21 protein-coding genes, 1 tRNA gene and 1 rRNA gene are annotated in these 22,141 nt (G+C 39.5%); all 23 read left to right on the top strand.

Annotated features, from left to right (window positions below; all coding sequences use genetic code 11):
• Positions 1–25 precede the first annotated feature (25 nt).
• Positions 26–1,099, top strand: coding sequence for a hypothetical protein (locus E7274_RS11095; RefSeq protein ID WP_304175962.1), 1,074 nt, complete (start codon positions 26–28; stop codon positions 1,097–1,099).
• Positions 1,100–1,166: 67 nt separating this feature from the next.
• Positions 1,167–1,628 carry a tripartite tricarboxylate transporter TctB family protein gene (locus E7274_RS11090; RefSeq protein WP_304175960.1) on the top strand — a complete coding sequence of 154 codons (462 nt, stop codon included), beginning with the start codon at positions 1,167–1,169 and terminating at the stop codon, positions 1,626–1,628.
• A 14-nt stretch (positions 1,629–1,642) separates the two neighbouring features.
• A complete protein-coding gene (locus tag E7274_RS11085; RefSeq protein ID WP_304175958.1) occupies positions 1,643–3,196 on the top strand; it encodes a tripartite tricarboxylate transporter permease in 1,554 nt (517 codons plus the stop codon).
• A gap of 30 nt (positions 3,197–3,226) precedes the next feature.
• Entirely contained in the window at positions 3,227–4,567 is a 1,341-nt protein-coding gene (locus E7274_RS11080; RefSeq protein WP_304175956.1) for a fucose isomerase, read from the top strand.
• Between the two features lie 17 nt (positions 4,568–4,584).
• Positions 4,585–5,778, top strand: a complete 1,194-nt coding sequence (locus E7274_RS11075) for an ROK family transcriptional regulator (RefSeq protein ID WP_304175954.1) — start codon at positions 4,585–4,587, stop codon at positions 5,776–5,778.
• A 211-nt stretch (positions 5,779–5,989) separates the two neighbouring features.
• On the top strand, positions 5,990–6,568 hold the full coding sequence (locus E7274_RS11070; protein WP_304175952.1) for a glycerol-3-phosphate responsive antiterminator: 579 nt from the start codon (positions 5,990–5,992) through the stop codon (positions 6,566–6,568).
• A 50-nt stretch (positions 6,569–6,618) separates the two neighbouring features.
• A complete protein-coding gene (glpK, locus tag E7274_RS11065; protein ID WP_074791578.1) occupies positions 6,619–8,118 on the top strand; it encodes a glycerol kinase GlpK in 1,500 nt (499 codons plus the stop codon).
• Between the two features lie 126 nt (positions 8,119–8,244).
• Entirely contained in the window at positions 8,245–9,696 is a 1,452-nt protein-coding gene (locus tag E7274_RS11060; RefSeq protein ID WP_304175950.1) for an NAD(P)/FAD-dependent oxidoreductase, read from the top strand.
• Entirely contained in the window at positions 9,696–10,961 is a 1,266-nt protein-coding gene (locus E7274_RS11055) for an NAD(P)/FAD-dependent oxidoreductase (RefSeq protein WP_090482690.1), read from the top strand. The genes E7274_RS11060 and E7274_RS11055 overlap by 1 nt, the downstream gene beginning before the upstream one ends.
• Positions 10,962–10,974: 13 nt before the next feature.
• The gene (locus E7274_RS11050; protein WP_074791572.1) at positions 10,975–11,340 is read left to right on the top strand and encodes a DUF1667 domain-containing protein; all 366 of its coding nucleotides are present in this window, start codon (positions 10,975–10,977) and stop codon (positions 11,338–11,340) included.
• A 102-nt stretch (positions 11,341–11,442) separates the two neighbouring features.
• The gene (locus E7274_RS11045) at positions 11,443–12,507 is read left to right on the top strand and encodes an acyltransferase family protein (RefSeq protein ID WP_304175948.1); all 1,065 of its coding nucleotides are present in this window, start codon (positions 11,443–11,445) and stop codon (positions 12,505–12,507) included.
• Between the two features lie 18 nt (positions 12,508–12,525).
• Complete coding sequence (locus tag E7274_RS11040) at positions 12,526–14,682, top strand: Tex family protein (RefSeq protein WP_304175946.1); 2,157 nt, start codon at positions 12,526–12,528, stop codon at positions 14,680–14,682.
• Positions 14,683–14,942: 260 nt separating this feature from the next.
• On the top strand, positions 14,943–15,449 hold the full coding sequence (locus E7274_RS11035) for a YcxB family protein (protein ID WP_044938555.1): 507 nt from the start codon (positions 14,943–14,945) through the stop codon (positions 15,447–15,449).
• Positions 15,446–15,877, top strand: a complete 432-nt coding sequence (gene tsaE, locus E7274_RS11030) for a tRNA (adenosine(37)-N6)-threonylcarbamoyltransferase complex ATPase subunit type 1 TsaE (RefSeq protein ID WP_033153220.1) — start codon at positions 15,446–15,448, stop codon at positions 15,875–15,877. The genes E7274_RS11035 and tsaE overlap by 4 nt, the downstream gene beginning before the upstream one ends.
• A gap of 1 nt (position 15,878) precedes the next feature.
• Positions 15,879–16,589, top strand: a complete 711-nt coding sequence (gene tsaB, locus E7274_RS11025) for a tRNA (adenosine(37)-N6)-threonylcarbamoyltransferase complex dimerization subunit type 1 TsaB (RefSeq protein WP_097077128.1) — start codon at positions 15,879–15,881, stop codon at positions 16,587–16,589.
• On the top strand, positions 16,589–17,032 hold the full coding sequence (rimI, locus tag E7274_RS11020; protein ID WP_304175944.1) for a ribosomal protein S18-alanine N-acetyltransferase: 444 nt from the start codon (positions 16,589–16,591) through the stop codon (positions 17,030–17,032). Before tsaB ends, rimI begins: the two co-directional genes overlap by 1 nt.
• Before the next feature lie 20 nt (positions 17,033–17,052).
• Positions 17,053–17,964: a ribonuclease Z gene (locus E7274_RS11015; RefSeq protein ID WP_044938544.1), complete on the top strand. Its 912-nt coding sequence runs from the start codon at positions 17,053–17,055 to the stop codon at positions 17,962–17,964.
• Position 17,965: 1 nt separating this feature from the next.
• A complete protein-coding gene (locus E7274_RS11010) occupies positions 17,966–18,550 on the top strand; it encodes a DUF6715 family protein (protein WP_044938542.1) in 585 nt (194 codons plus the stop codon).
• Complete coding sequence (tsaD, locus tag E7274_RS11005; RefSeq protein ID WP_044938540.1) at positions 18,540–19,565, top strand: tRNA (adenosine(37)-N6)-threonylcarbamoyltransferase complex transferase subunit TsaD; 1,026 nt, start codon at positions 18,540–18,542, stop codon at positions 19,563–19,565. The genes E7274_RS11010 and tsaD overlap by 11 nt, the downstream gene beginning before the upstream one ends.
• A gap of 2 nt (positions 19,566–19,567) precedes the next feature.
• Positions 19,568–20,257 (top strand): 2-C-methyl-D-erythritol 4-phosphate cytidylyltransferase, encoded by a 690-nt coding sequence (ispD, locus tag E7274_RS11000; protein WP_044938538.1) that lies wholly within the window; start codon positions 19,568–19,570, stop codon positions 20,255–20,257.
• Positions 20,258–20,394: 137 nt separating this feature from the next.
• Positions 20,395–20,480: transfer RNA gene (locus E7274_RS10995), tRNA-Ser, on the top strand.
• A gap of 88 nt (positions 20,481–20,568) precedes the next feature.
• Positions 20,569–21,591: a threonine aldolase family protein gene (locus E7274_RS10990; protein WP_304175942.1), complete on the top strand. Its 1,023-nt coding sequence runs from the start codon at positions 20,569–20,571 to the stop codon at positions 21,589–21,591.
• 475 nt (positions 21,592–22,066) lie between these two features.
• Positions 22,067–22,141 (top strand): 16S ribosomal RNA (locus tag E7274_RS10985); the annotation flags it as partial.

Genomic DNA, 22,141 nt, shown 5'->3' with positions numbered 1-22,141 from the left:
TAATAATGTATATGGAGGAAAAGTAATGAAGAAAAGGTTATTAAGTTTAGTAATGGCAACAGCTATGTCAGCAGCTTTATTTGTAGGCTGCGGAGGAGCTACAGGTGCAACAGCATCTACTGATTCTGCAGAAACACAGGAGGAATCATCAGAGGAAGAAGTTTCAAACGGCGGTGAAACAGTAAAGATTATTTGTGGCTATGGTGCGGGTGGTACAGCAGACTTAGTAGCTCGTACATATGCTAAAACAGCAAACTCAATTCAGAGTGATTACAATTTCGTAGTTGAAAACATGACGGGTGGAGATGGATTCGCAGCAGCAACATTCTTTGCGGATGAAGATGCAAATACAAAGGATTTATTGGTATTTGGATATGGTCTTTGCTACAGACATGATTTAGGAAAAACCTATGGTACAGAAGAGGTTGATTTCGACAGAACAGCAATGAAGCCTGTTGGCACTGTTGATGATAGAACTTGGATTCTTTACACAACACCAGATCAGTCATTAGAGTCTATCCTTGCAAAGGCAAAGTCTGAAGGAATTAAGATGTCGGGTGGAAATCCACTTTCAGATTGCCACTTGGAACTTGGTTCACTCATTGCATTAGAAGGTGGAAAAGTAACAGTAGTTTCTGGCTATGATGGAGGTGCTGAGCAGAAGCAGGGCCTTGTAAATGGTGAAGTTGATGTATTTGTAGGTACAACACAGGCAGCTCAGGATGAGGTTGAAGCTGGTACACTTATTCCAATTCTTGCATTCTCTGATACAGCATTTGAGGGATTTACTACTCCTGATGGAGCAATCACAGTTCCTACTGTTGTAGGTGATGCAAAGGCTCCAGAACTTGATGCTTCTATCGATTTTTCTAGTTGCATTCTTCCAGCAGGTGGAACACTTGCTTGTCATGAGGGATGTGATGATGAATTCTACAACGACATGACTGAAATCATGAAGCAAGTATGGGAGTCAGAGGATTATTATGGATGGATTGAATCAGTAATGCTTAATAACTTCCAGTTATATGGTGATGATGCACAGGCATTTATGGACGAAGCTTGCGAGAAGGCGCTCAAGGCATACGATAATCTTAAGTAATAAATGATTTTGTTTTTAGAGTGGAGCCTTGGACTAGGTTCCACTCTTATATTAAAGAGGTTGAGACATGAAAATTAAAATAAAAACAAATCTTTGGTCTGGAATAATCATGGGGGCACTTAGTTTGATTCTTCTTTTAATCATGCCATACCAGGTAAGAGTTCCAGCATACGATTCAGGTGCACCAAGCCCTAGAATCATCCCAGGCATGTGCTTGGTACTTATGTTATTTTTCTCAGTTGTACTCATTATTCAAAGTCTTGTATTTAAAAAAGAGAGAATTGTAGAGTTCGACTGGAATAAAGAAAAACCAGCAATTTTACTTATTGCAATACTTTGTTTATATGTTGCACTTATGCTTTTAGTTGGATTTATTCCAGCATCAGCAATCACATTTATCGTTATTCTTTTCTACTGCGGAGAAAGAAAACCATTTATTTATATTTTTACAATTGCGGCAGCTGTAGGAATTTACTTCTTATTTAAATACGTATTTACGGTATCGTTGCCAGCAGGTCTATTATTCTAGAGAGGTGTTTTACTATGGGAGACTTTCAAATGATTGCACAGGCAATGGTTCAGGTTTTTACCTTTAATAACCTGCTCATGATCCTGATTGGTCTTGTAATTGGAATGATAGTAGGATGTATACCAGGACTTTCAGTTATGCTTGGAATCATCCTTATGTTACCTATTACGTACACAATTGATGACCCAGCAACAGCAATTATCTTACTTTTGGCCGTATATGTAGGCGGAATGTACGGCGGTTCTATCAGTGCCATCACACTTAACACACCTGGTACCAACTCAGCTATTGCTACCACCTTTGATGGTTATCCATTAGCTAAGAAGGGTAAGGTTAAGAAGGCCTTAGATACATCACTTTTTGCTTCTGTTTGTGGTGGCTTGTTTTCAGCAATTTTACTTTTACTTTGTGCTTCACTTATCACAAAGCTTGTAGCAGGATTTACTTCAGTTGAGTATTTCTCAATGGGTATTCTTGGTATTTCACTTATCGCAGGTGTATCTGGAAATTCACTTCCAAAGAGTATTATTTCTGGTATGCTTGGACTTTTCATGGCTTGTATGGGTATGGATGCTGTAACAGGTGTTACTAGATATTCATTCGGAACAAGCACACTTAAATACGGAATCGATTTGCTTCCAGCTATGATCGCACTTATTGCACTTACTCAGGTAGTTCAGAAGCTTCGTGATTTCAAACTTTCAGACGGAAAACTTGACGATGCAAACAAAATCGACAAGGAAGGACTTACAAGAAAAGAGAGAAGAGGTATTATCCCAGCAATCCTTCGTTCATCAGCAGTTGCTTCAATCCTTGGCGCTATGCCAGGTGTAGGCGGCGGTGTTGCACAGTTCTTATGCTACTCAGAAGCTAGACGTACATCTAAGCATCCTGAGGAATTCGGTAAGGGCTCACTTGAAGGAATTGCAGCTGCTGAATCTTCTAACAACGCAGTTGTTGGTTCAGCAATGATTCCACTTTTGACACTTGGTATTCCTGGTGATGGTGTAACAGCTCTTCTACTTGGAGCTTTTGTCCTTCACGGAATCACTCCTGGTCCTACAATGTTTACAAAGCAGGGCATCATGGCTTACACAATTATCCTTGGATGCTTAATTGCAAACATTTTGCTTTTCCCAATTGGTCTTGGAATGACTCGTACCGTTGCAAAGATTGTACAGGTACGTTACACATATCTTGCTCCACTTATTATCATGTTCTGTTTTGCTGGTTCTTTTGCAGCAACAGGCAATACCAAGGAATTAGTCATCTGCGCAGCTGTTCTTATCTTCAGCTACATCTTGACAATCCTTGATATTGATAATACACCACTTATGCTTGGTATGATTTTGGAAGATATTATGGAGAAAAACTTCGTAACAGCTTCAATGGCTTACGACAGAGATTACACAATCTTCCTTAGACGTCCAATCTCACTTGTAATCTTAGTGCTTACAGTTCTTCTTGTAATTTCTCTTATGAAGATGAATAAGAAGATTGAGGCATTAAACGCAGCAAACATTGCTGAGATGGAAGCTGAGCATGCAAAGATGGAGAAGTCAGCTTAATAAATTAATGAAAGAAACGAGGCATAATAAATGAAATTTCAGGTTATTTATGTACCAATCGGCGTAGGTACATACGAGATGGTAACTGCTCACGAACAGTTTAACAATTCTATTGAGTTACTAAAATCAATCGATAAGGATATTATTGTGCCAGATGATATCTTGCTTACTGTAGATTCAGTGGCAGATTTCATCTCGGACAAGAATCCTGATTTAGTCATCTTGCAAAACATTACTTTTGCAAATGCTGCATATGCAAGTGAAGTATTAAGACGCTTTGATTGCCCAATCCTTTTATGGACACTCAGAGAGCCAGTTATTGATGGCACTAGACTTCGTAGCAACTCACTTACAGGAGCATACTCTGCAGCTAATGCTATTTGCGCATTTAGAGGTGAAGGAAAGTTTGAACATGTCTTTGGTGCGCCTTCAGAGGAAAAGGTTAAGCTGGCTCTTGCAGCAACAATTGCAGCAGCAAAAGTCAAAGTAGAACTCACAGGTTTAAAGATGTCTGCTATTGGTCATACTCCTCAGGGATTTGGCTTTGGTAGAGCTCTTGATGCAGAGCTTATGAGCAAATTTGGAGTTACTCTTGAGGCGATTGAGGCAAGAGAACTTATTAACAAGGCAAAAGAATACACTGATGAAGAGTGTGCGGAGTACCTTGAGGATGCTAAGCGACAGGTAGTTGGTCTTTCAAACATGCCTGAGCAAAATATCAAAGATTTTGCACGTCTTTATAAAGCATATAAAACATACGTAGAAGAAAATCATATTGGTGCAATCTCCAGCAGATGCTGGCCAGATTTTTTTACAGAATTTGGCACACCAGTATGTATGGTACTTTCTTTACTTAATGCTATCAACGTTCCGGCAAGCTGCGAGGCTGATGTATATGGCGCTCTTTCAATGTTTATTGGAACTGCATTTACTGGAGAATCCACATTCTTTGGAGATCCAGTATCCATGGATGAAGAGGAGAGCTCAATAACATTTTGGCATTGTGGAATGGCGGCTTGCAATTTGGCAAGATGTGATACAGGTGCAACTGTCGGAGTTCACCCAAATAGAAAGATAGGTCCTGTTATGGACTTTGGTTGTAAGTCTTCTGATGAAGCAACAATTTTCAGAGTAGGACGTACGGCTGAAGGTAAGTTCCGCTTCTTTATTGCAGATGGTGAAGTAATGGATAAACCAAAGCAGTTCAATGGAGCATCTATTGTAGTGAAGACAAATGAGTCAGCTGAAAAGATTGTAAAGGAAACGATTAAGCATGGCTGGGAGCCACACTATGTTGTAATCTATAAAAACGTATCCGAAGAGTTAGAAATACTTGGAAACATGCTAGATATTGAAGTTGTACGCTTCTAAGCAAATGGTGTAGAATAATGAGTATGAAATATCAGGGAATCAATTTAGAAAACGTAAAAATAAATAACCGTTCTTCAATTCTCCGATTACTCAATAACAATGGAGCAATGTCCAGAAAAGATATATCTGAGGCGGTTGGGTTAACAGCCGCCTCTGTTACATTGATAACCACTGAGCTTTTGGAAGAAGGTGTTATTGTAGAATTAGGGGAGGCAGAAGAAGAAAAACGTGCGGGCCGCAAGAAAATTCTTGTGGATATTAACCATGACTATAAAAAAGTTCTCTGCATTGCTATTGAGGCTGATGAAACATATATCTCGGTTACAGATTTAAGAGGCAATGTAACATGTAGCTATTCAATGCCTACAGATAAAAAAACAATGCCAGAAGTATTTCTTAAACAAATCACTTCCGAGTGCAAAAGAATCCTTTGGGAGAATGACATCCTCAAGGATACAATTCTTGGCGTGGCAGTAACAGTTCCAGGAAAAGTAGATAGAGCACGTGGAATTTCCCTGAATACCTACAATATCTGGACAGACGAAGTTAGGATTGCAGATATTGTTAAAGATGAGCTGAGTTTTCCAATTATCGTTGAGAATAACTTAAAAGCTTATGCTCAAAGTGAAATTTACTTTGGAAGAGGAAAAGAAGAAGGTAATCTGCTTCTTTTGAAGTGGGGGCCAGGTGTTGGTTCAGCTATAATCGTTGATCAACACATTTACCAAGGTGCTAATGGTATGGCGGCAGAAATTGGTCACATGACCTCTGGTGAAGACAGAGTTTGCAATTGCGGAAGAAAAGGTTGTTTGGAAGCCTACATTTCAACGCATGCAATTATCAACGATATCAAAGCATCAGATAAGACTATGCCTTGTCTTCAGGAATGGATTGCAAAAGGCAATCAGATGACACCTATGAACATAAAGGAGTGGAGTGGTCTTGGTGACTTACCACTTAAAGAAATTTTAGACGAAAAGATACACCGTCTTGCTCACAATGTTCGCAACGCAATCAGCTTGATCGACCCTGACAGAGTGGTTCTCATTGGTTATATGTTCGATATACCGGGCGTATATGATAGCTTCATCGAAGCCTACAAACAGTTTGATGATAGAATAACCGATGATTTCTTCGTAAAATCAGAATTATCAGAAGGAATCAATCATACAGAAGGATTAGCTGTAGTTTTGGAAGAATTATTTTTCTAATTACAAATTTGTCAATTATTTACACTTAGGCTTGGGAATTCAGCAAAAATATATTGATATTTCCCAAATCTAAGTGTATTATTAACTTACAAGATAATATGTGCCCGTGAGAGAAGAGAATGTGGCTGTGATAAGGATTTTTCTCCTTGTCTATTTAGGCATATTCTTTTTTTATGTCTAAATAAAGACAGTACGATTAGGAGAATAAACTATGAACAGAGAGTTTATCGAAAAGCTAGAGAACAATCCAGTTATTGCAGCAGTCAAAGATGATAAAGGCCTTGAAAAAGCCTTAAAGACAGAGTGCGAAATAATCTTCATTCTGTATGGGGATATTTGCAACATCTCTGACATCGTCGAAAAAATCAAGTCAGCTGGCAAGGTGGCTATGGTGCACATGGATTTAATAGCAGGCCTTGGAAGTGGTAAGGATGTTGCAGTAGACTACATCAAGAATACCGTCAAAGCAGATGGAATAATTACCACTAAAGGAAGCTTGATTGAGCGAGCAAATCAGCTTGGAATGTACACAGTGCTCAGGTATTTCGTGATAGATAGTATGGCTCTTGTTAATATCGAAAAGCAGGACCGCCACGGAATAGCTCAGCCAGATGTCATCGAGATTCTCCCTGGAATAGTTCAGCCAAAGATTATCAAAAAGATAAACAGTATTAGCAAGGTTCCAGTTATTGCTGGAGGACTTATTTCAGATAGAGAAGATGTTATGAATGCGCTTAATAATGGGGTGCTTGCAGTATCTTCTACAAATGAAGCAGTCTGGAAGCTATAGCGCAGTACCAGGTATTTCTACCAAATGATAGAAGGAGTAGTGGAGTAATAATGGGTAAATATGTAATGGCATTAGATGCCGGAACAACAAGCAACAGATGTATTCTGTTTAATGAAAAAGGAGAGATGTGTGCAGCGGTCAATAAAGAATTCACACAGTTCTTTCCACAGCCTGGTTGGGTAGAGCATGATGCAAACGAAATCTGGCAGACACAGCTTTCAGTAGCTCGTGAAGCAGTCAGAAGCATCGGTGCTACAGCAGATGATATTGCTGCAATCGGTATTACAAATCAAAGAGAAACAGTTATTGTTTGGGATAGAGCTACAGGCCAGCCAATATATCATGCGATAGTTTGGCAGTGCCGTAGAACATCGGATTTTGCAGAGCAAATGAAAGGCAAAATTCCAGGAATCGTTGAAAAGTTCCAGTCAAAAACAGGATTAAAGTTTGATCCATATTTCTCAGGAACTAAATTAAGATGGATTCTTGATAACGTAGATGGAGCACGTGAAAGAGCTGAAAGAGGCGAGCTTTGTTTTGGAACAGTGGATTCATGGTTAATCTATAAGCTTACCAAAGGCAAGGTTCATGTTACGGATTATTCAAATGCTTCACGAACACTTTTGTTCAACATCAACACTCTTGAGTGGGATGAGGAGCTTTGCCAGATACTTGATATTCCAATGAGTATGCTTCCAGAGGTAAAGCCTTCAAGCTGCATTTACGGAGAGACTGATCCAGAATTCTTTGGTGGTCCAATCCGAATTGCCGGTGCTGCAGGCGACCAGCAGGCTGCATTGTTTGGACAGACATGCTTCAATGAGGGAGATGCCAAAAACACATACGGCACAGGTTGCTTTATGTTAATGAACACAGGTGATAAGCCAATCTTCTCAAAGAATGATCTGCTTACTACAATTGCCTGGGGTCTTGATGGCAAAATCACTTATGCTCTTGAGGGTTCAGTATATGTTGCAGGCGCTGCTATTCAGTGGCTTCGTGATGAGCTTAAGGTTGTAGATTCATCACCTGATTCAGAATACTTTGCAACTAGAGTAAATGATACTAACGGATGTTATGTAGTTCCAGCCTTCACAGGTCTTGGCGCTCCATATTGGGATCCATATGCAAGAGGTGCAATCACAGGCCTTACACGTGGTGTTAACAAATACCATATCATCAGAGCTACACTTGAATCACTTGCATATCAAACATACGATGTTTTACACGCTATGGAGCTTGATTCAGGAAAGCACCTCAACTCATTAAAGGTTGACGGCGGTGCATCAAACAACAACTTCCTGATGCAGTTCCAGTCTGATATAATAAATACAAACGTAGTTCGTCCTTGCTGTGTTGAAACAACAGCTATGGGAGCTGCTTACTTAGCCGGTCTTGCGGTTGGCTATTGGGACAGCAAAGAAGACGTCATCAAGAACTGGGGCATCTGCCGCGAGTTCAAGCCAGAGATGACAGACGAAAAGCGTAAGGAAGCTCTTAAGGGATGGGCAAAGGCAGTTGCAGCCACAAGAGGTTGGGCTAAAGACTGATTAATTAAATAATATGATACCGTGAGATTGGAGTTGGTATAGAAACGCATTTACGATGCGTCTCTTTGCCAACTCTTTTTTATATGACAAATCTTAGTGAAGGATTAGAAAGAAGGAGTAGATAATATGTATGATGTAGTAATCATAGGAGCTGGCGTTTCAGGAAGCTCTATTGCAAGAGAGTTATCAAGATACAATGTAAATGTATGTGTCTTGGACAAATGCAGTGATGTTTGTGAGGGGACAACAAAAGCAAATTCAGCTATTGTTCATGCTGGATTTGATGCAGCAGAGGGATCATTGATGGCCAAGTTAAATGTTCGAGGCAATGAGATGATGGATGAAATCTGCAAGGATTTGGATGTTCCATTTAAGAGAAATGGTTCTATGGTAGTTTGCATTCACAAGGAGGCATTACCAGGACTTCAAGACCTTTACGATAGAGGTGTAAAAAATGGTGTAAAGGGTCTTAGAATTTTAAGCAGAGAAGAAGCACTTGAAATGGAACCAAATCTTTCAGATAACGTTGAAGGTGCTTTATATGCACCAACAGGTGGAATCGTTTGCCCATTTAAGCTCAATATTGCTATGGCAGAAAATGCAAATGTTAATGGCGTAGAATTCAGATTTAACACTGAAGTTGAAGATATCAAAAAAGGTGAAGATGGAATGTGGCATCTTCGTACAAACAATGGCGAGTACATTGCAAAGTATGTTGTAAATGCAGCTGGCGTATATGCTGATAAGTTCCACAACATGGTTAGTGCAAATAAAATACATATCACACCAAGAAGAGGTGATTACTGCTTGCTTGATAAAGAAGCAGGAACTCATGTAACACATACAATTTTCCCTCAGCCAACAGACCTTGGTAAGGGCGTTCTTGTTACACCAACAGTACATGGCAATTTGTTAGTTGGACCAACAGCAATTGATATTGAAAACAAAGAAGGAGTAAATACAACAGGAGAGGGAATCGGAGACCTTATTGCAAAGGCCAACGACCATGTAAAGAACCTTCCTATGAGAAAAGTTATTACTTCCTTCGCAGGCCTTAGAGCTCATGAAGACGGCCATGAATTTATCATTGGAGAGGTAGAAGATGCTAAGGGATTTGTTGATTGTGCAGGAATTGAGTCTCCTGGTCTTTCGGCTAGTCCAGCAATTGGAGAGATGGTAGCAAATCTTCTTAAAGAGGCAATGAATTTTACTGAGAAAGAAAATTGGGTTGGAACACGCAAGGATATTTTAAATCCTGAGAATCTTTCACTTGAAGAAAGAAATGAATTAATTAAGAAAAATCCAGCTTATGGAAATATCATCTGCCGTTGCGAATCTATTTCAGAGGGCGAGATTTTAGATGCAATTCACAGACCTCTTGGTGCTCGCACACTCGATGGTGTAAAGCGTAGAACAAGAGCAGGAATGGGAAGATGCCAGGCAGGCTTCTGCTCACCAAAGGTTATGGATATTATCCATAGAGAGTTAGGTCTTCCTTATGAGGAGATTACAAAGAGTGGTGGACAATCAAAGATTGTTACACATCGTACAAAGAACCAGAAGGGAGGCAATCAGTAATGCTTAATTATGATATTGTTATCGTTGGCGGAGGCCCAGCAGGACTTGCAGCAGCAGTAGCTGCTAGAAACGCAGGTGTAGATAAAATTCTTATTCTTGAAAGAGATAAGGAATTAGGAGGTATTTTAAATCAGTGTATCCACAATGGTTTTGGGCTCCACACATTTAAAGAGGAGCTTACAGGCCCAGAGTATGCATACAGATTCATCGAAAAGGTACTTGATGCAAAAATCGAATATAAGCTGAACACTATGGTAATGGATATCTCTGAAGATAGAGTAGTAACAGCTATGAGCAGAGAGGATGGAATGTATCAGATTAAAGCTGGTGCAGTTATTCTTGCAATGGGATGCCGTGAGCGTCCTAGAGGAGCTTTAAATATTCCAGGTTACAGACCAGCTGGAATATTCTCTGCAGGTACAGCTCAGCGTCTTGTAAATATTGAAGGATATATGCCAGGACGTGAGGTAGTTATTTTAGGTTCTGGCGATATCGGACTTATCATGGCTCGTCGTATGACACTTGAAGGTGCAAAGGTTAAAGTGGTTGCAGAGCTTATGCCTTACTCAGGTGGATTAAAGAGAAATATCGTTCAGTGTCTTGATGACTTTGGCATTCCTCTTAAGCTTAGTCATACAGTAGTAGATATTGAAGGCAAAGAACATCTTGAAGCGGTTACAATTGCACAGGTAGATAATCATGGAAAGCCAATTCCTGGTACAGAAGAAAGATATACATGCGATACTCTTCTTCTTTCATGCGGTCTTATTCCAGAGAATGAACTTTCAAGAAATGCAGGAGTGGAGATGAGTCCAATTACAAGTGGACCTATCGTAAATGAGTCACTTGAGACTAACATACCAGGTGTATTTGCTTGCGGTAATGTACTTCACGTTCATGATCTTGTTGACTATGTTTCAGAAGAAGCTGATAGAGCAGGACAGAATGCAGCTAAATTCATCAAGGGTGAGCTTGCTGATAACGGTGGAGAAGAAATTGAAATCGTGGCTACAGAAGGTGCTCGCTATACTGTTCCTTCAACAATCGACCTTGGAAGAATGGATGATAAACTTACTGTAAGATTCAGAGTGGGCGCTGTATATAAGGATTCATACGTAAGCGTATACTTTGATGACGAGCGAGTAATGCATAATAAAAAACGCATTATGGCTCCTGGAGAGATGGAACAGGTTATCTTGCTTAAATCTAAGCTAGAAGAAAAGCCAGGTTTAAAGAAAATTACAGTTAAGATAGAAGCAGAGTAAGGAGGGGCAGAAAATGGAAAAGAGAGAGTTAACATGTATTGGCTGCCCAATGGGATGCCAGATTACAGTAGAATTGAATGAAGGTGAGGTTGTCTCAGTGACAGGCAACACTTGCGGCATCGGTGATAAATATGCAAGAAATGAAGTGACACATCCTGAGAGAACAGTTACATCTACAGCTGTTATTCTTGGAGGAGATAAGCCAAGAGTTTCAGTTAAAACAGCTAGTAATATTCCAAAGGATAAAATCGACGATGTAATGAAGGAAATTGATGCAGCCGTTATGAAGGCTCCTGTTCACATTGGTGATGTAGTAGTTAAAAATGTATGTGGCACAGGCGTGGATGTTGTGGCAACTAGAAATGTTGAGGCAGTATAATCCGGTTCATGCTTATAAAGAGAAAGCAAGTGGTTTATCCACTTGCTTTTTTATATCCACATTGCATATACTAAACTAGATAATTTAAGTTAGGAGTGTTTTATGAAAAAGCGAATCATAGGACTTGATATTCTTAGAGTCATTGGAGTAATTTTTATATTCTGCTATCACTTTACAGTGGACTATATCTATAGAGGAAATGGTACTGATTCTTTAATGCCTGGCATTAACTATTTCTTTAATGTTATGGCCAGACCAGCCAGTCTTTTCTTGTTTATTATTTCGGGCTATGCCCTTATGTACAACAAGGAGGATACCATTTCACTTAAACAGTATTATCTTAAACGCTTTAAGGGATTATACATTCCTTTTTATGTAGCATACACACTGATGACATGCCTGTATTTCTTTGTGAATAATGGAATCACAGCGTCATTTGTACAGCCATGGAAATTCATTTATACAATATTAGGTATTGATGGAATGATGTTCCAGGTTGAGGCCAACTTCTACCTTATTGGTGAGTGGTTTATGTCTTGTATTGTTATATGTTATGCTGTGTATCCACTGCTAGCTTGGCTTCTTAAAAAAGCAAAATTTATAACCCTTGCAGTTCTTTTGATTATTAGCAATGTAATGCTTTTTGTTTATAATCCATTCCAAATAAATGTACTGATGAACCCTCTTTTTGTTTTAGTTTATTTCTACATTGGAATGCTTATGCATGAAACAATAGGAACCAAGCAAATCCCTACATGGACTAAGTGGGTTTGTCTTGTCATAACGGTTCTCATTTGGGGGCACTATTTAGTGCAGGGCTTTGCGCCTGAGTCTGCGTTATTCATGCTTTCAGCTGAAGCGGGAGAAATCGCATTTGCGATATGGTCAGTTGCCATGATCATTGGTCTTCGAGATGTCACTCTCAAAGAAGATGGTAGAATGTATGCAGCAGTTGCTTATATTTCAAAAATTAGCTGGTGTGTTATTTTGGTACATCATGCATTAATTGGACTGTTCTTCTCAACAAGAGATGTTCAAGGCTATACAAGCAAGGATTTGTTTGTTGCCTTTATTATGATGCTTCTTTTAAGTTGGGGCGGAGCAGAGCTTGTAATAAAACTTTCAGCAAAGGTAAACGCTTTTCTATTTCCAAAGAAGGCAAAATAATAAAACAGGAGTTACAACATGGATATTACTAAACAGATAGCATCAGAGCTTCAGGTTAGACCGGCTCAGGTAGATGCAGCAATTAAATTATTGGACGAAGGAAATACAGTCCCTTTTATTTCTCGATATCGTAAGGAAGCTACAGGAGGTCTTAATGACGAACAGCTTCGTACACTTTCAGAAAGATTAACGTATTTACGTAATTTGGAAGAAAAGAAAGCCACTTGCTTAGCATCGATTGAAGAGCAGGGACTTCTTACAGAAGAGTTAAAGAAAGCTATTCTTGAAGCAACAACACAGGTTGCTGTTGATGATTTGTATAGACCATACAGACCAAAGCGCCGTACAAGAGCTACTATCGCAAAAGAAAAAGGATTAGAGCCACTTGCTAATATCATCATTCTTCAGATGACAAACAAATCTCTTGAGGAAGAAGCTAAGGCTTTCCTCAATGAGGAAAAGGGTGTTGAGACTGTAGAAGATGCAATAGCTGGAGCTTGTGACATTATTGCAGAAAGCATTTCAGATGATGCGGATTATCGTACATGGATTAGAGAGAAGACTTTCAAAAACGGTCGAATTATCTCTAAGGCGAAGGATGCTGAAGCAGAATCGGTATACGAAAACTATTATGATTATGATGAAGCAATTGCAAAGCTTCCAGGTCACCGTATTCTTGCTTTAAACCGTGGTGAAAAAGAAAAGATTCTCAAGGTCTCTATCGAGGCTCCTGTAGAAGATATAATTAATTACCTTTCAAAGAAGGTAATCAGCAAAGATAACGTAAATACGAATGAAGCTTTGAAAGCAACTATAGAAGATGCATACACAAGACTTATTGCGCCTTCTATTGAAAATGAAATCAGAAATAACCTTACAGAAGTTGCAGAAGATGGAGCTATCAAGGTATTCGGCAAGAACCTTACACAGCTTCTTATGCAGCCTCCAATTGCAGGTCGCAATGTTCTTGGTTGGGACCCTGCGTTTAGAACTGGTTGTAAAATTGCTGTAGTCGATGCAACAGGAAAGGTTTTGGATACAACAGTTGTATATCCAACAGCTCCTCAGAATAAAGTAGAAGAGACAAAGAAAGTAATAAAAGCACTTATCAAAAAATACAATGTTTCACTTATTTCTCTTGGAAATGGTACTGCTAGCCGTGAATCAGAGCAAATAATAGTAGATATGCTTAAAGAGATTCCAGAAAAGGTTGAGTACATCATTGTAAATGAAGCTGGTGCATCAGTTTATTCTGCAAGTAAGCTTGCGACAGAGGAGTTCCCTAACTTTGATGTTGGACAGCGTTCTGCAACATCTATGGCTCGTCGTCTTCAGGATCCATTGGCAGAGCTTGTAAAAATCGACCCTAAATCAGTAGGTGTAGGTCAGTATCAGCACGATATGAACCAGAAGAAGCTTGATGAGACGCTTGCAGGCGTTGTAGAGACTTGCGTTAACGCAGTTGGTGTAGATTTAAATACTGCATCAGCATCATTGCTGGAGTATGTATCAGGTATCAACAAAACACTTGCAAAGAACATTGTTGTATATCGTGAAGAAAATGGTAGATTCAATTCCAGAGCAGAGCTTAAAAAGGTTCCAAAGCTTGGACCAAAAGCATTTGAGCAGTGCGCAGGTTTCATGCGTATTATTGGAGGAAAGAATCCTCTTGATGCTACAGCAGTTCATCCAGAAAGCTATGATGCAGCAAAGGCTCTTCTTGAAAAGCTTGGTTTCGATACAAAGGATATTGCAGCAGGCACTCTTAAAGATATTCACAAGAGCATTAATAATATCAAAGAGTTATCCACAGAACTTGGTATTGGAGAGATGACTTTGGAGGATATCATCAAGGAGCTTGAAAAGCCAGGACGTGATCCTCGAGAAGATATGCCAAAACCAATCCTCAAGAGTGATGTACTGGAGATGAAAGACCTAAAGCCAGGAATGCAGCTTAAGGGTACAGTTCGAAACGTAATTGATTTTGGTGCATTTATTGATATCGGAGTTCATCAGGATGGCCTTGTTCATATTTCTCAGATGACAGACAGATATATCAAGCATCCTTTGGAAGTTGTATCTGTAGGCGATATTGTTGATGTTGAAGTCCTTTCTGTGGATGAAAAGAAGGGCAGAATCAGTCTTACAATGAAGCTTGGAAAGAAAGAGAAGTAACAAATTATTTTGCAAGGGGTAATCATATACATAAATGATTATGCCAAATTGTAGTAATTGTACAAAATGTATCAATAGAAGCTATATTATATTGACAATTATAACTAATACTCCTATACTCTACTTTAGTTAGAGAAAGTAACAGTCAGTTTGCTTTTTAGGAGAAATGGGTTAGAGCGAGTCGTTAGGGGTTTCGGCTTGCTCTATTTTTTTGTGCAAAAGTATGGTAAAATATCAAAAAATAGGGAGATTTTGGGATTATGGGACAGGAAATTACATTTAGCGTAAAAATCAAAGAAGAGGATTTATATCGCTACAATATCCATCACGCATACACCAGCACACAGGGGATTTTTTCAATCGTTCTTTTTGTGCTTTTAGTTGCTGTCTGGATACTGCGTTTCTCAGTTTTATCACCAATATACAGAGTGGCATATCCGCTTGTGGCCATAGTTTTTTTACTATACATTCCAATGACTCTCAAAATGAGAGCTAAGGCACAGATGGGCCAGGAAGTATTTATGCATCCTCTTACATACCGTTTTACTGACACAGGCATAGTTGTCAGCTCGCCAGTAGCAGATGAGGATTCGGAGCTTCCATGGGAATATATTTACAAGATAGCCACTTGGAAGGATTATCTCCTTATTTATAGCAACAGGATCAATGCTTATATCATCCCAAAGGAAGATATAGCAAACCAATATGAAGATGCTGTTGCATACATCAAAACTCACGTAGAGGATTATAAGATTCAAATAAAATGATTGAAGTAATAGAAACAAATTCACCAGAAGAAACAGAAAAGCTTGGACGTAAGCTTGCTAGCGAAGCTAGTCCTGGTCAGGTATTCACCTTAATCGGTGATTTGGGCGTTGGTAAGACGGTCTTCACCCAGGGCTTTGCAGATGGTCTTGAAATAGACGAGGCAATCTGTAGTCCTACATTCACTATTGTTCAGGTCTACGACACAGGACGCTTGCCGTTTTATCATTTTGACGTATATCGTATAGGCGATATCGAAGAAATGGATGAAATCGGATACGAGGATTATATCTATGGAGATGGCGTCTCTCTTATTGAGTGGGCTAATCTTATCACCGACATTTTACCTGAGCATTACACCCAGGTCACAATAGAGAAAAATTTAGAAAAAGGATTCGACTATCGCAAAATTACGATAGAGCAAATATAGTATGAAGATATTAGGAATTGACGGTTCTGGGCTTGTTGCTTCAGTTGCCGTTGTAGAGGATGATAATTTAATTGGTGAGTACACTACGGGGTACAAAAAGACTCATTCTCAGACTCTTCTTCCAATGCTTGATGAGCTTGGCAAGATGATTGAGTTAGATTTAAACACTATCGATGCCATTGCAGTGGCAGCAGGACCAGGATCTTTTACCGGTCTTCGAATTGCATCAGCAACTGCAAAGGGATTAGGCTTGGCTTTGGGATGCCCAATAGTTTCCGTGCCTACAGTTGATGCTTTGGCTTTCAATCTTTGGGGTCAGTCAGGAGTTATTTGTCCAATCATGGATGCTAGAAGAGGCCAGGTATACACAGGCATTTACTCTTTTGATCAGGATGGACAGTTCACTACACTTCACAGTCAGTGTGCAGTAGATTTCCATGTAATAGCAGAAAAGATAAACGAGTTACAGATGCCGGTTACATTTATAGGAGATGGAGTTCCTGTATTCAAGGAGGAAATACCAAATCTCATAAAGGTTCCATTCAGATTTGCACCTGCCCATCTGAACAGACAGCATGCAGCATCAGTTGCAACTTTAGGCCAGATATACTATCAAAATGGTGAATGCGAGCCAGCGGCTGATCACAGACCTGATTATCTCAGATTGTCACAGGCAGAGAGAGAACGCATGGAAAAGGAAGGGAAAGCTTAATGGCCTTTGAATATAGACATGCAACATCAGCAGATTTGCAGGCTATTTTTCAAATAGAAGAGGCGGTTATGCCTACACCATGGTCTATGAAATCTTTTCAGGAGGCGTTTGATTCTGATTATTCATTGATTATGGTTGTCACAGAGAATGATGTAATCTGTGGCTTTTCTGTTTTATACATAACAGCGCCAGAGGCTGAACTCCCAGACATAGTAATAGATACAAAGCATCAGGGAAAAGGCCTTGGAAAAGGATTGTTGGAATACACCATATCTGAGGCTGGCAAAAGAAATGTTGAAACAATATTCTTAGAGGTTCGTGTTTCAAATACACCTGCACGAAATCTTTACCAACGCTTTGATTTTGAAGAAATTGGAAAGCGCAAATACTTTTATTCAAACCCAATAGAAGATGCTATTTGTATGTCAAAGAGCTTGCAATAAGGGTTATAGAGGATTTATAAATGTTAGATGTTTGTTTGTTGGGGACGGCTGGCATGATGCCGCTTCCTAATAGATGGTTAACTTCTTGTCTTATGAGATTTAACGGCGAGGGGTTACTTATAGATTGCGGTGAGGGAACACAGGTAGCTCTCAGGGAGGCAGGCTTTTCACCAAATCCTATTTCAATTATCTGTCTTACTCACTATCATGCAGATCATGTCAGTGGTTTGCCTGGATTTTTGTTATCCATGGGCAATTCTGATAGGACTGAGCCTATTACAATTGTTGGTCCAAAGGGGCTTGAAAGGGTGGTTAATTCACTTAGGGTTATCGCACCTGAGCTTCCATTTGAAATACATTTTCATGAAATTACAGAGCCTGATGAACGTTTCGAGATAATGGGTTATCACATTCACGCGTTCAAAGTTAATCATAATGTGCTATGCTATGGATATACGATAGATATACCTAGAAAAGGCAGATTTGACGTAGAAGGCGCAAAAGCATTGGGCTTGCCGGTTCAGCTGTGGAACCCATTACAAAAGGGACAAACAGTAGAATTCGAAGGGAAAACATTCACCCCTGAAATGGTTATGGGCGAGGCTAGAAAGGGCTTGAGGGTCACATATTGTACTGACACAAGGCCTACACAATCACTGGTAGAAGCAGCCGAGGGCTCGGACTTGCTTATTTGTGAGGGAATGTACGCAGAGGAGGAAAAACTTGCAAAAGCTCGTCAGAATAAACACATGACATTCTATGAAGCGGCAAAGGTTGCAAAGGATGCGCATGTATCTGAGCTTTGGCTTACACATTTTTCCCCATCCATGACCGGACATAAAAGATATATGAAAGCTGTCTGTGATATATTTCCACAGGCGCAATTGGGAGAAGACGGCAAGTTTATAGAACTTGATTTTTCGGAGGAGTAGGATGAAAAAGGTACTGCGAATAGGAATAGCGGTAATCTGTATGGTTTCTCTTGTAGTGGGATACTATGCTTATTTGTCACGCCGCAATGATTCTGTTTCCGCAGATGATAGTGTTGAACTGTCAGAGGTACAGGCAATTATTTCAAAGGATTTTGATAAGAATTACCCTGCCACACCTCGTGCAGTGGTTAAATGGTACAATAGAATAATTACAGCCTACTATGCAGAAGACTTTACTCAGGATGAGCTTGAACAGATGGCTGATCAGGCTAGAAAGCTTATGGATGACGAACTATTACAATATAATCCAAAAGATACTTATGTTGCATCGTTAAATCTTGAAATAGAGGATTATCATAATCGTCAAAGAGTTATCGTATCGAGCTCTGTTAGTGAGTCGGGTGAAGTTCAGTATAAAAAGATAAATGGTTATGAGTGTGCTTTTGTTTCAGCGTACTATTTTGTACGTGAAGGAAGTTCATATACTCGTACATACGAGGATTTCTGCCTGAGAAAAGATTCAAATGGTAATTGGAAGATTCTTACATGGAGGCTGTCCACAGAGGACGAAATAAATGGATACTAAAGAAATAAAAATTCTTGCAATAGAAAGCTCTTGCGATGAAACAGCGGCTGCGGTTGTTGTAAACGGAAGAGACGTTAGAAGTAATATCATATCTACTCAGATACCACTTCATACACTTTATGGAGGGGTAGTTCCTGAGATTGCATCCCGCAAACACATAGAAAGAATTAATCAGGTAATTGAGCAGGCATTAGAAGAAGCTGATATGGGCTTGGAAGATATGGATGCAATAGCTGTCACATATGGTCCAGGCTTAGTTGGTGCGTTACTTGTTGGCGTTGCAGAGGCGAAAGCAATAGCATTTGCTACAGGCAAGCCTTTAATTGGCGTTCATCATATCGAGGGCCACATTAGCGCCAACTACATCGAAAATAAGGAGCTTAAGCCACCATTTTTGTGCTTAGTAGTGTCTGGTGGCCATACTCATCTTGTTCGAGTAGAGGATTATGGTAAATACGAAATCCTTGGACGTACCAGGGATGATGCAGCTGGAGAGGCTTTTGATAAGGTGGCACGTGCTATCGGACTAGGATATCCAGGTGGTCCTAAAATCGAAAAGGCTGCCCATGAAGGAAATCCTCATGCAATTACATTTACACGTCCAAAGGTATCTGATGGAGTGTATGATTTTTCATTTAGTGGACTTAAGTCACAGGTATTAAACTATATAAATGGTGCCCAAATGAAGGGCGAGGAAGTAAACGATAAGGATATTGCAGCATCCTTCCAACAGACAGTTATAGATACTTTATGCGAGCATGCCGCCATGGCTATTGATGAGTTCGGTATGGATAAGTTCGCTATAGCTGGAGGTGTAGCATCTAATCAAACTCTTAGAGCAGCTATGGAAGAAATGTGCAAAAGTAAGGGTGTAGAATTCTATCATCCATCACCAATACTTTGTACAGATAATGCGGCAATGATTGGCGCTGCTGGATACTATGAGTATTTAGCGGGCAGAAGGGATAGCTGGGATTTGAATGCTATTCCAAATCTTAAACTGGGAGAAAGATAACAATGAATAAATTTACAGCGATTGTACTTGCAGCAGGTAGTGGTAAAAGAATGGAACAGGAAGTTCCTAAGCAGTATATGAATATAGGTGGGGCTCCACTTATGTCTCATTGTCTTCGTACATTCCAGGAAAGCAAGGTTACTCAAATTGTACTTGTAGTGGCCCCAGGAGACGTTGAAAAGTGCCGCAAAGAAATAATCGAAAGATATCATATAGATAAGTGCATTGCTATTGTTGAAGGTGGAGAGGAACGATACGACTCAGTATACGCAGGTCTCCAGGCAATTAACGATGGTTATGTTTTGATACATGATTGTGCAAGAGCTTTTGTTACAGAGGATATAATCCACCGCTGTATGTCGGCTGTTGCTCTATATGAATCATGCGTTGTAGGTATGCCTACAAAAGATACAATCAAGATTACAGACACTCACAGAAAAGTATTAGACACACCAGATAGAAGCACTGTATGGACTGTTCAGACACCACAGTGTTTTGAATACAATCTTATCAGAGGGGCATACGATAAAATTATGCCTAATGCGGACACATCAATCACAGATGATGCCATGATAGTAGAGATGGCAACTGACCATGATGTCCACATGATTCAGGGCTCATATATGAACATAAAAGTCACTACTCCAGAGGACGCAACCTTCGGAGAAGCGATACTTAGAAACCGCCATTAAAAACATACAGAAAAGTACGATAAAATGCGGTGTTGTCACAATTTTCTGAATTCAAGGATTTTCAAAAAAACTTACGATTTTTTGTTGACATCCATCTTATAGGATGATATTATACATAACGTGCTCGAGAGATGCATGCAGAGGTATCGAAGTGGTCATAACGAGGCGGTCTTGAAAACCGTTTGTCCGCAAGGGCGCGTGGGTTCGAATCCCACCCTCTGCGCTGGATAAGGCAATCACGAAAGTGGTTGCCTTTTTTATTGTATTCATTTATATATTAGTGTTAGCTAGATATATAAAGGAGGAATGTTATGCTTTACTTTCAATGCGATTATGCTCAGGGGTGTCATCCTAATATTTTAAAAGCTCTTGAGGAAACAAATATGCTTTCTACTTCGGGTTATGGAGAAGATCCATATTGTGATTCTGCGAAAGCAAAAATAAGAGAGTACATTAATTGTCCTGATGCTGATATTTATTTCTTGGTTGGTGGCACACAAACGAATCAAACAGTTATTGATTCTATGCTACAGAACTTCGATGGAGTAGTAGCGGCCGCAACAGGGCATGTTGCTGTTCATGAGGCGGGGGCAATCGAATATAGCGGACACAAGGTAATAACTTTACCAGGGCATGCAGGAAAGATTCACGCAGATGAATTAAAACAAATGCTGGCAGACCATTATGCAGATGGAAGCTGTGAGCATATGGTTAATCCGGGTATGGTTTATATATCTTATCCTACTGAATATGGAACACTGTATTCTAAGGAGGAGATAGAGGCAGTTTATTCTATATGTAATGAATATGAAATACCTCTTTTCATAGATGGAGCTCGTCTAGCCTACGGACTCGCAGCAGCTGACGATATAACTATGGCGGATATGGCTAAGCTTTGTGATGTATTTTACATTGGAGGTACTAAAGTTGGAGCTCTCTTTGGTGAGGCGGTAGTATTTACAAAGAACAATACTCCTAAACATATGATTACTCAGATCAAACAGCATGGAGCCCTTCTTGCAAAAGGAAGATTACTGGGCATTCAGTTTGCTGAATTGTTTACTGATGATTTGTATATGTCTATGGGCAGAAATGGTGTTAAGTGGGCAGATTCTATCAGAGAAGATTTGAAGGCTAAGGGATATACATTATATATGGAAAATCCTACTAACCAGATTTTTGTTGTTATGGATAATGCCAAGCTAGAACAACTTAAAGAAAATGTGGTTTATGACTTCTGGGAAAAGTATGATGAAGAGCATACAGTTATTAGAATTGCAACTAGTTGGGGCACTACAAAAGAGGATGTTGAAGCGTTGAAAAAAATCTTGTAAAAGTTTGCAAAAAGTTGTTGACACCAAAAGGGCTGTTTGATATTATAAACAAGCTGTCGCGTGAGCGAAAGCTTCGCTGAAACAGCGATAAAAAATAGTAAAAAGTGCTTGACAAAAATCAATGCAGATGATACTATTTACAAGCTGATTCGAAAGAGTCACAGCCCTTGATTTTTCAAAGAAAATCAAGAAAAATAAATCAAAAAAGTTGTTGACAAAAACACAACATCGTGATAATATAAACGAGTTGCTGCTGAGAGCAACAACAAAGAGAAGATTGATAACTGAACAGTGAAACAAACCTTGAATTAATACAAGTTTTTAAAACATGTATCCTTGAAATTCATTTAAGTTTCTTAATGAAACGAAACCTTTATAGTAAACAAGTCAGTTTTATACTGATTCGGAATTAAACTTAAATGTAGCAAGCAAGCTTGCTACTAGCATAGTCCCATCTTCGATGGAACTATGCATCTAACATGAGAGTTTGATCCTGGCTCAGGATGAACGCTGGCGGCGTGCTTAACACATGCAAGTCGAACGAAGCAAC

It is taken from the genome of Pseudobutyrivibrio ruminis, assembly GCF_015057245.1.
In the GTDB taxonomy this organism is placed as follows: Bacteria; Bacillota; Clostridia; order Lachnospirales; family Lachnospiraceae; genus Pseudobutyrivibrio; species Pseudobutyrivibrio ruminis_E.
Note: the sequence above shows the minus strand (reverse complement) of the source record. Positions and strands in the feature narration are given on the sequence as shown.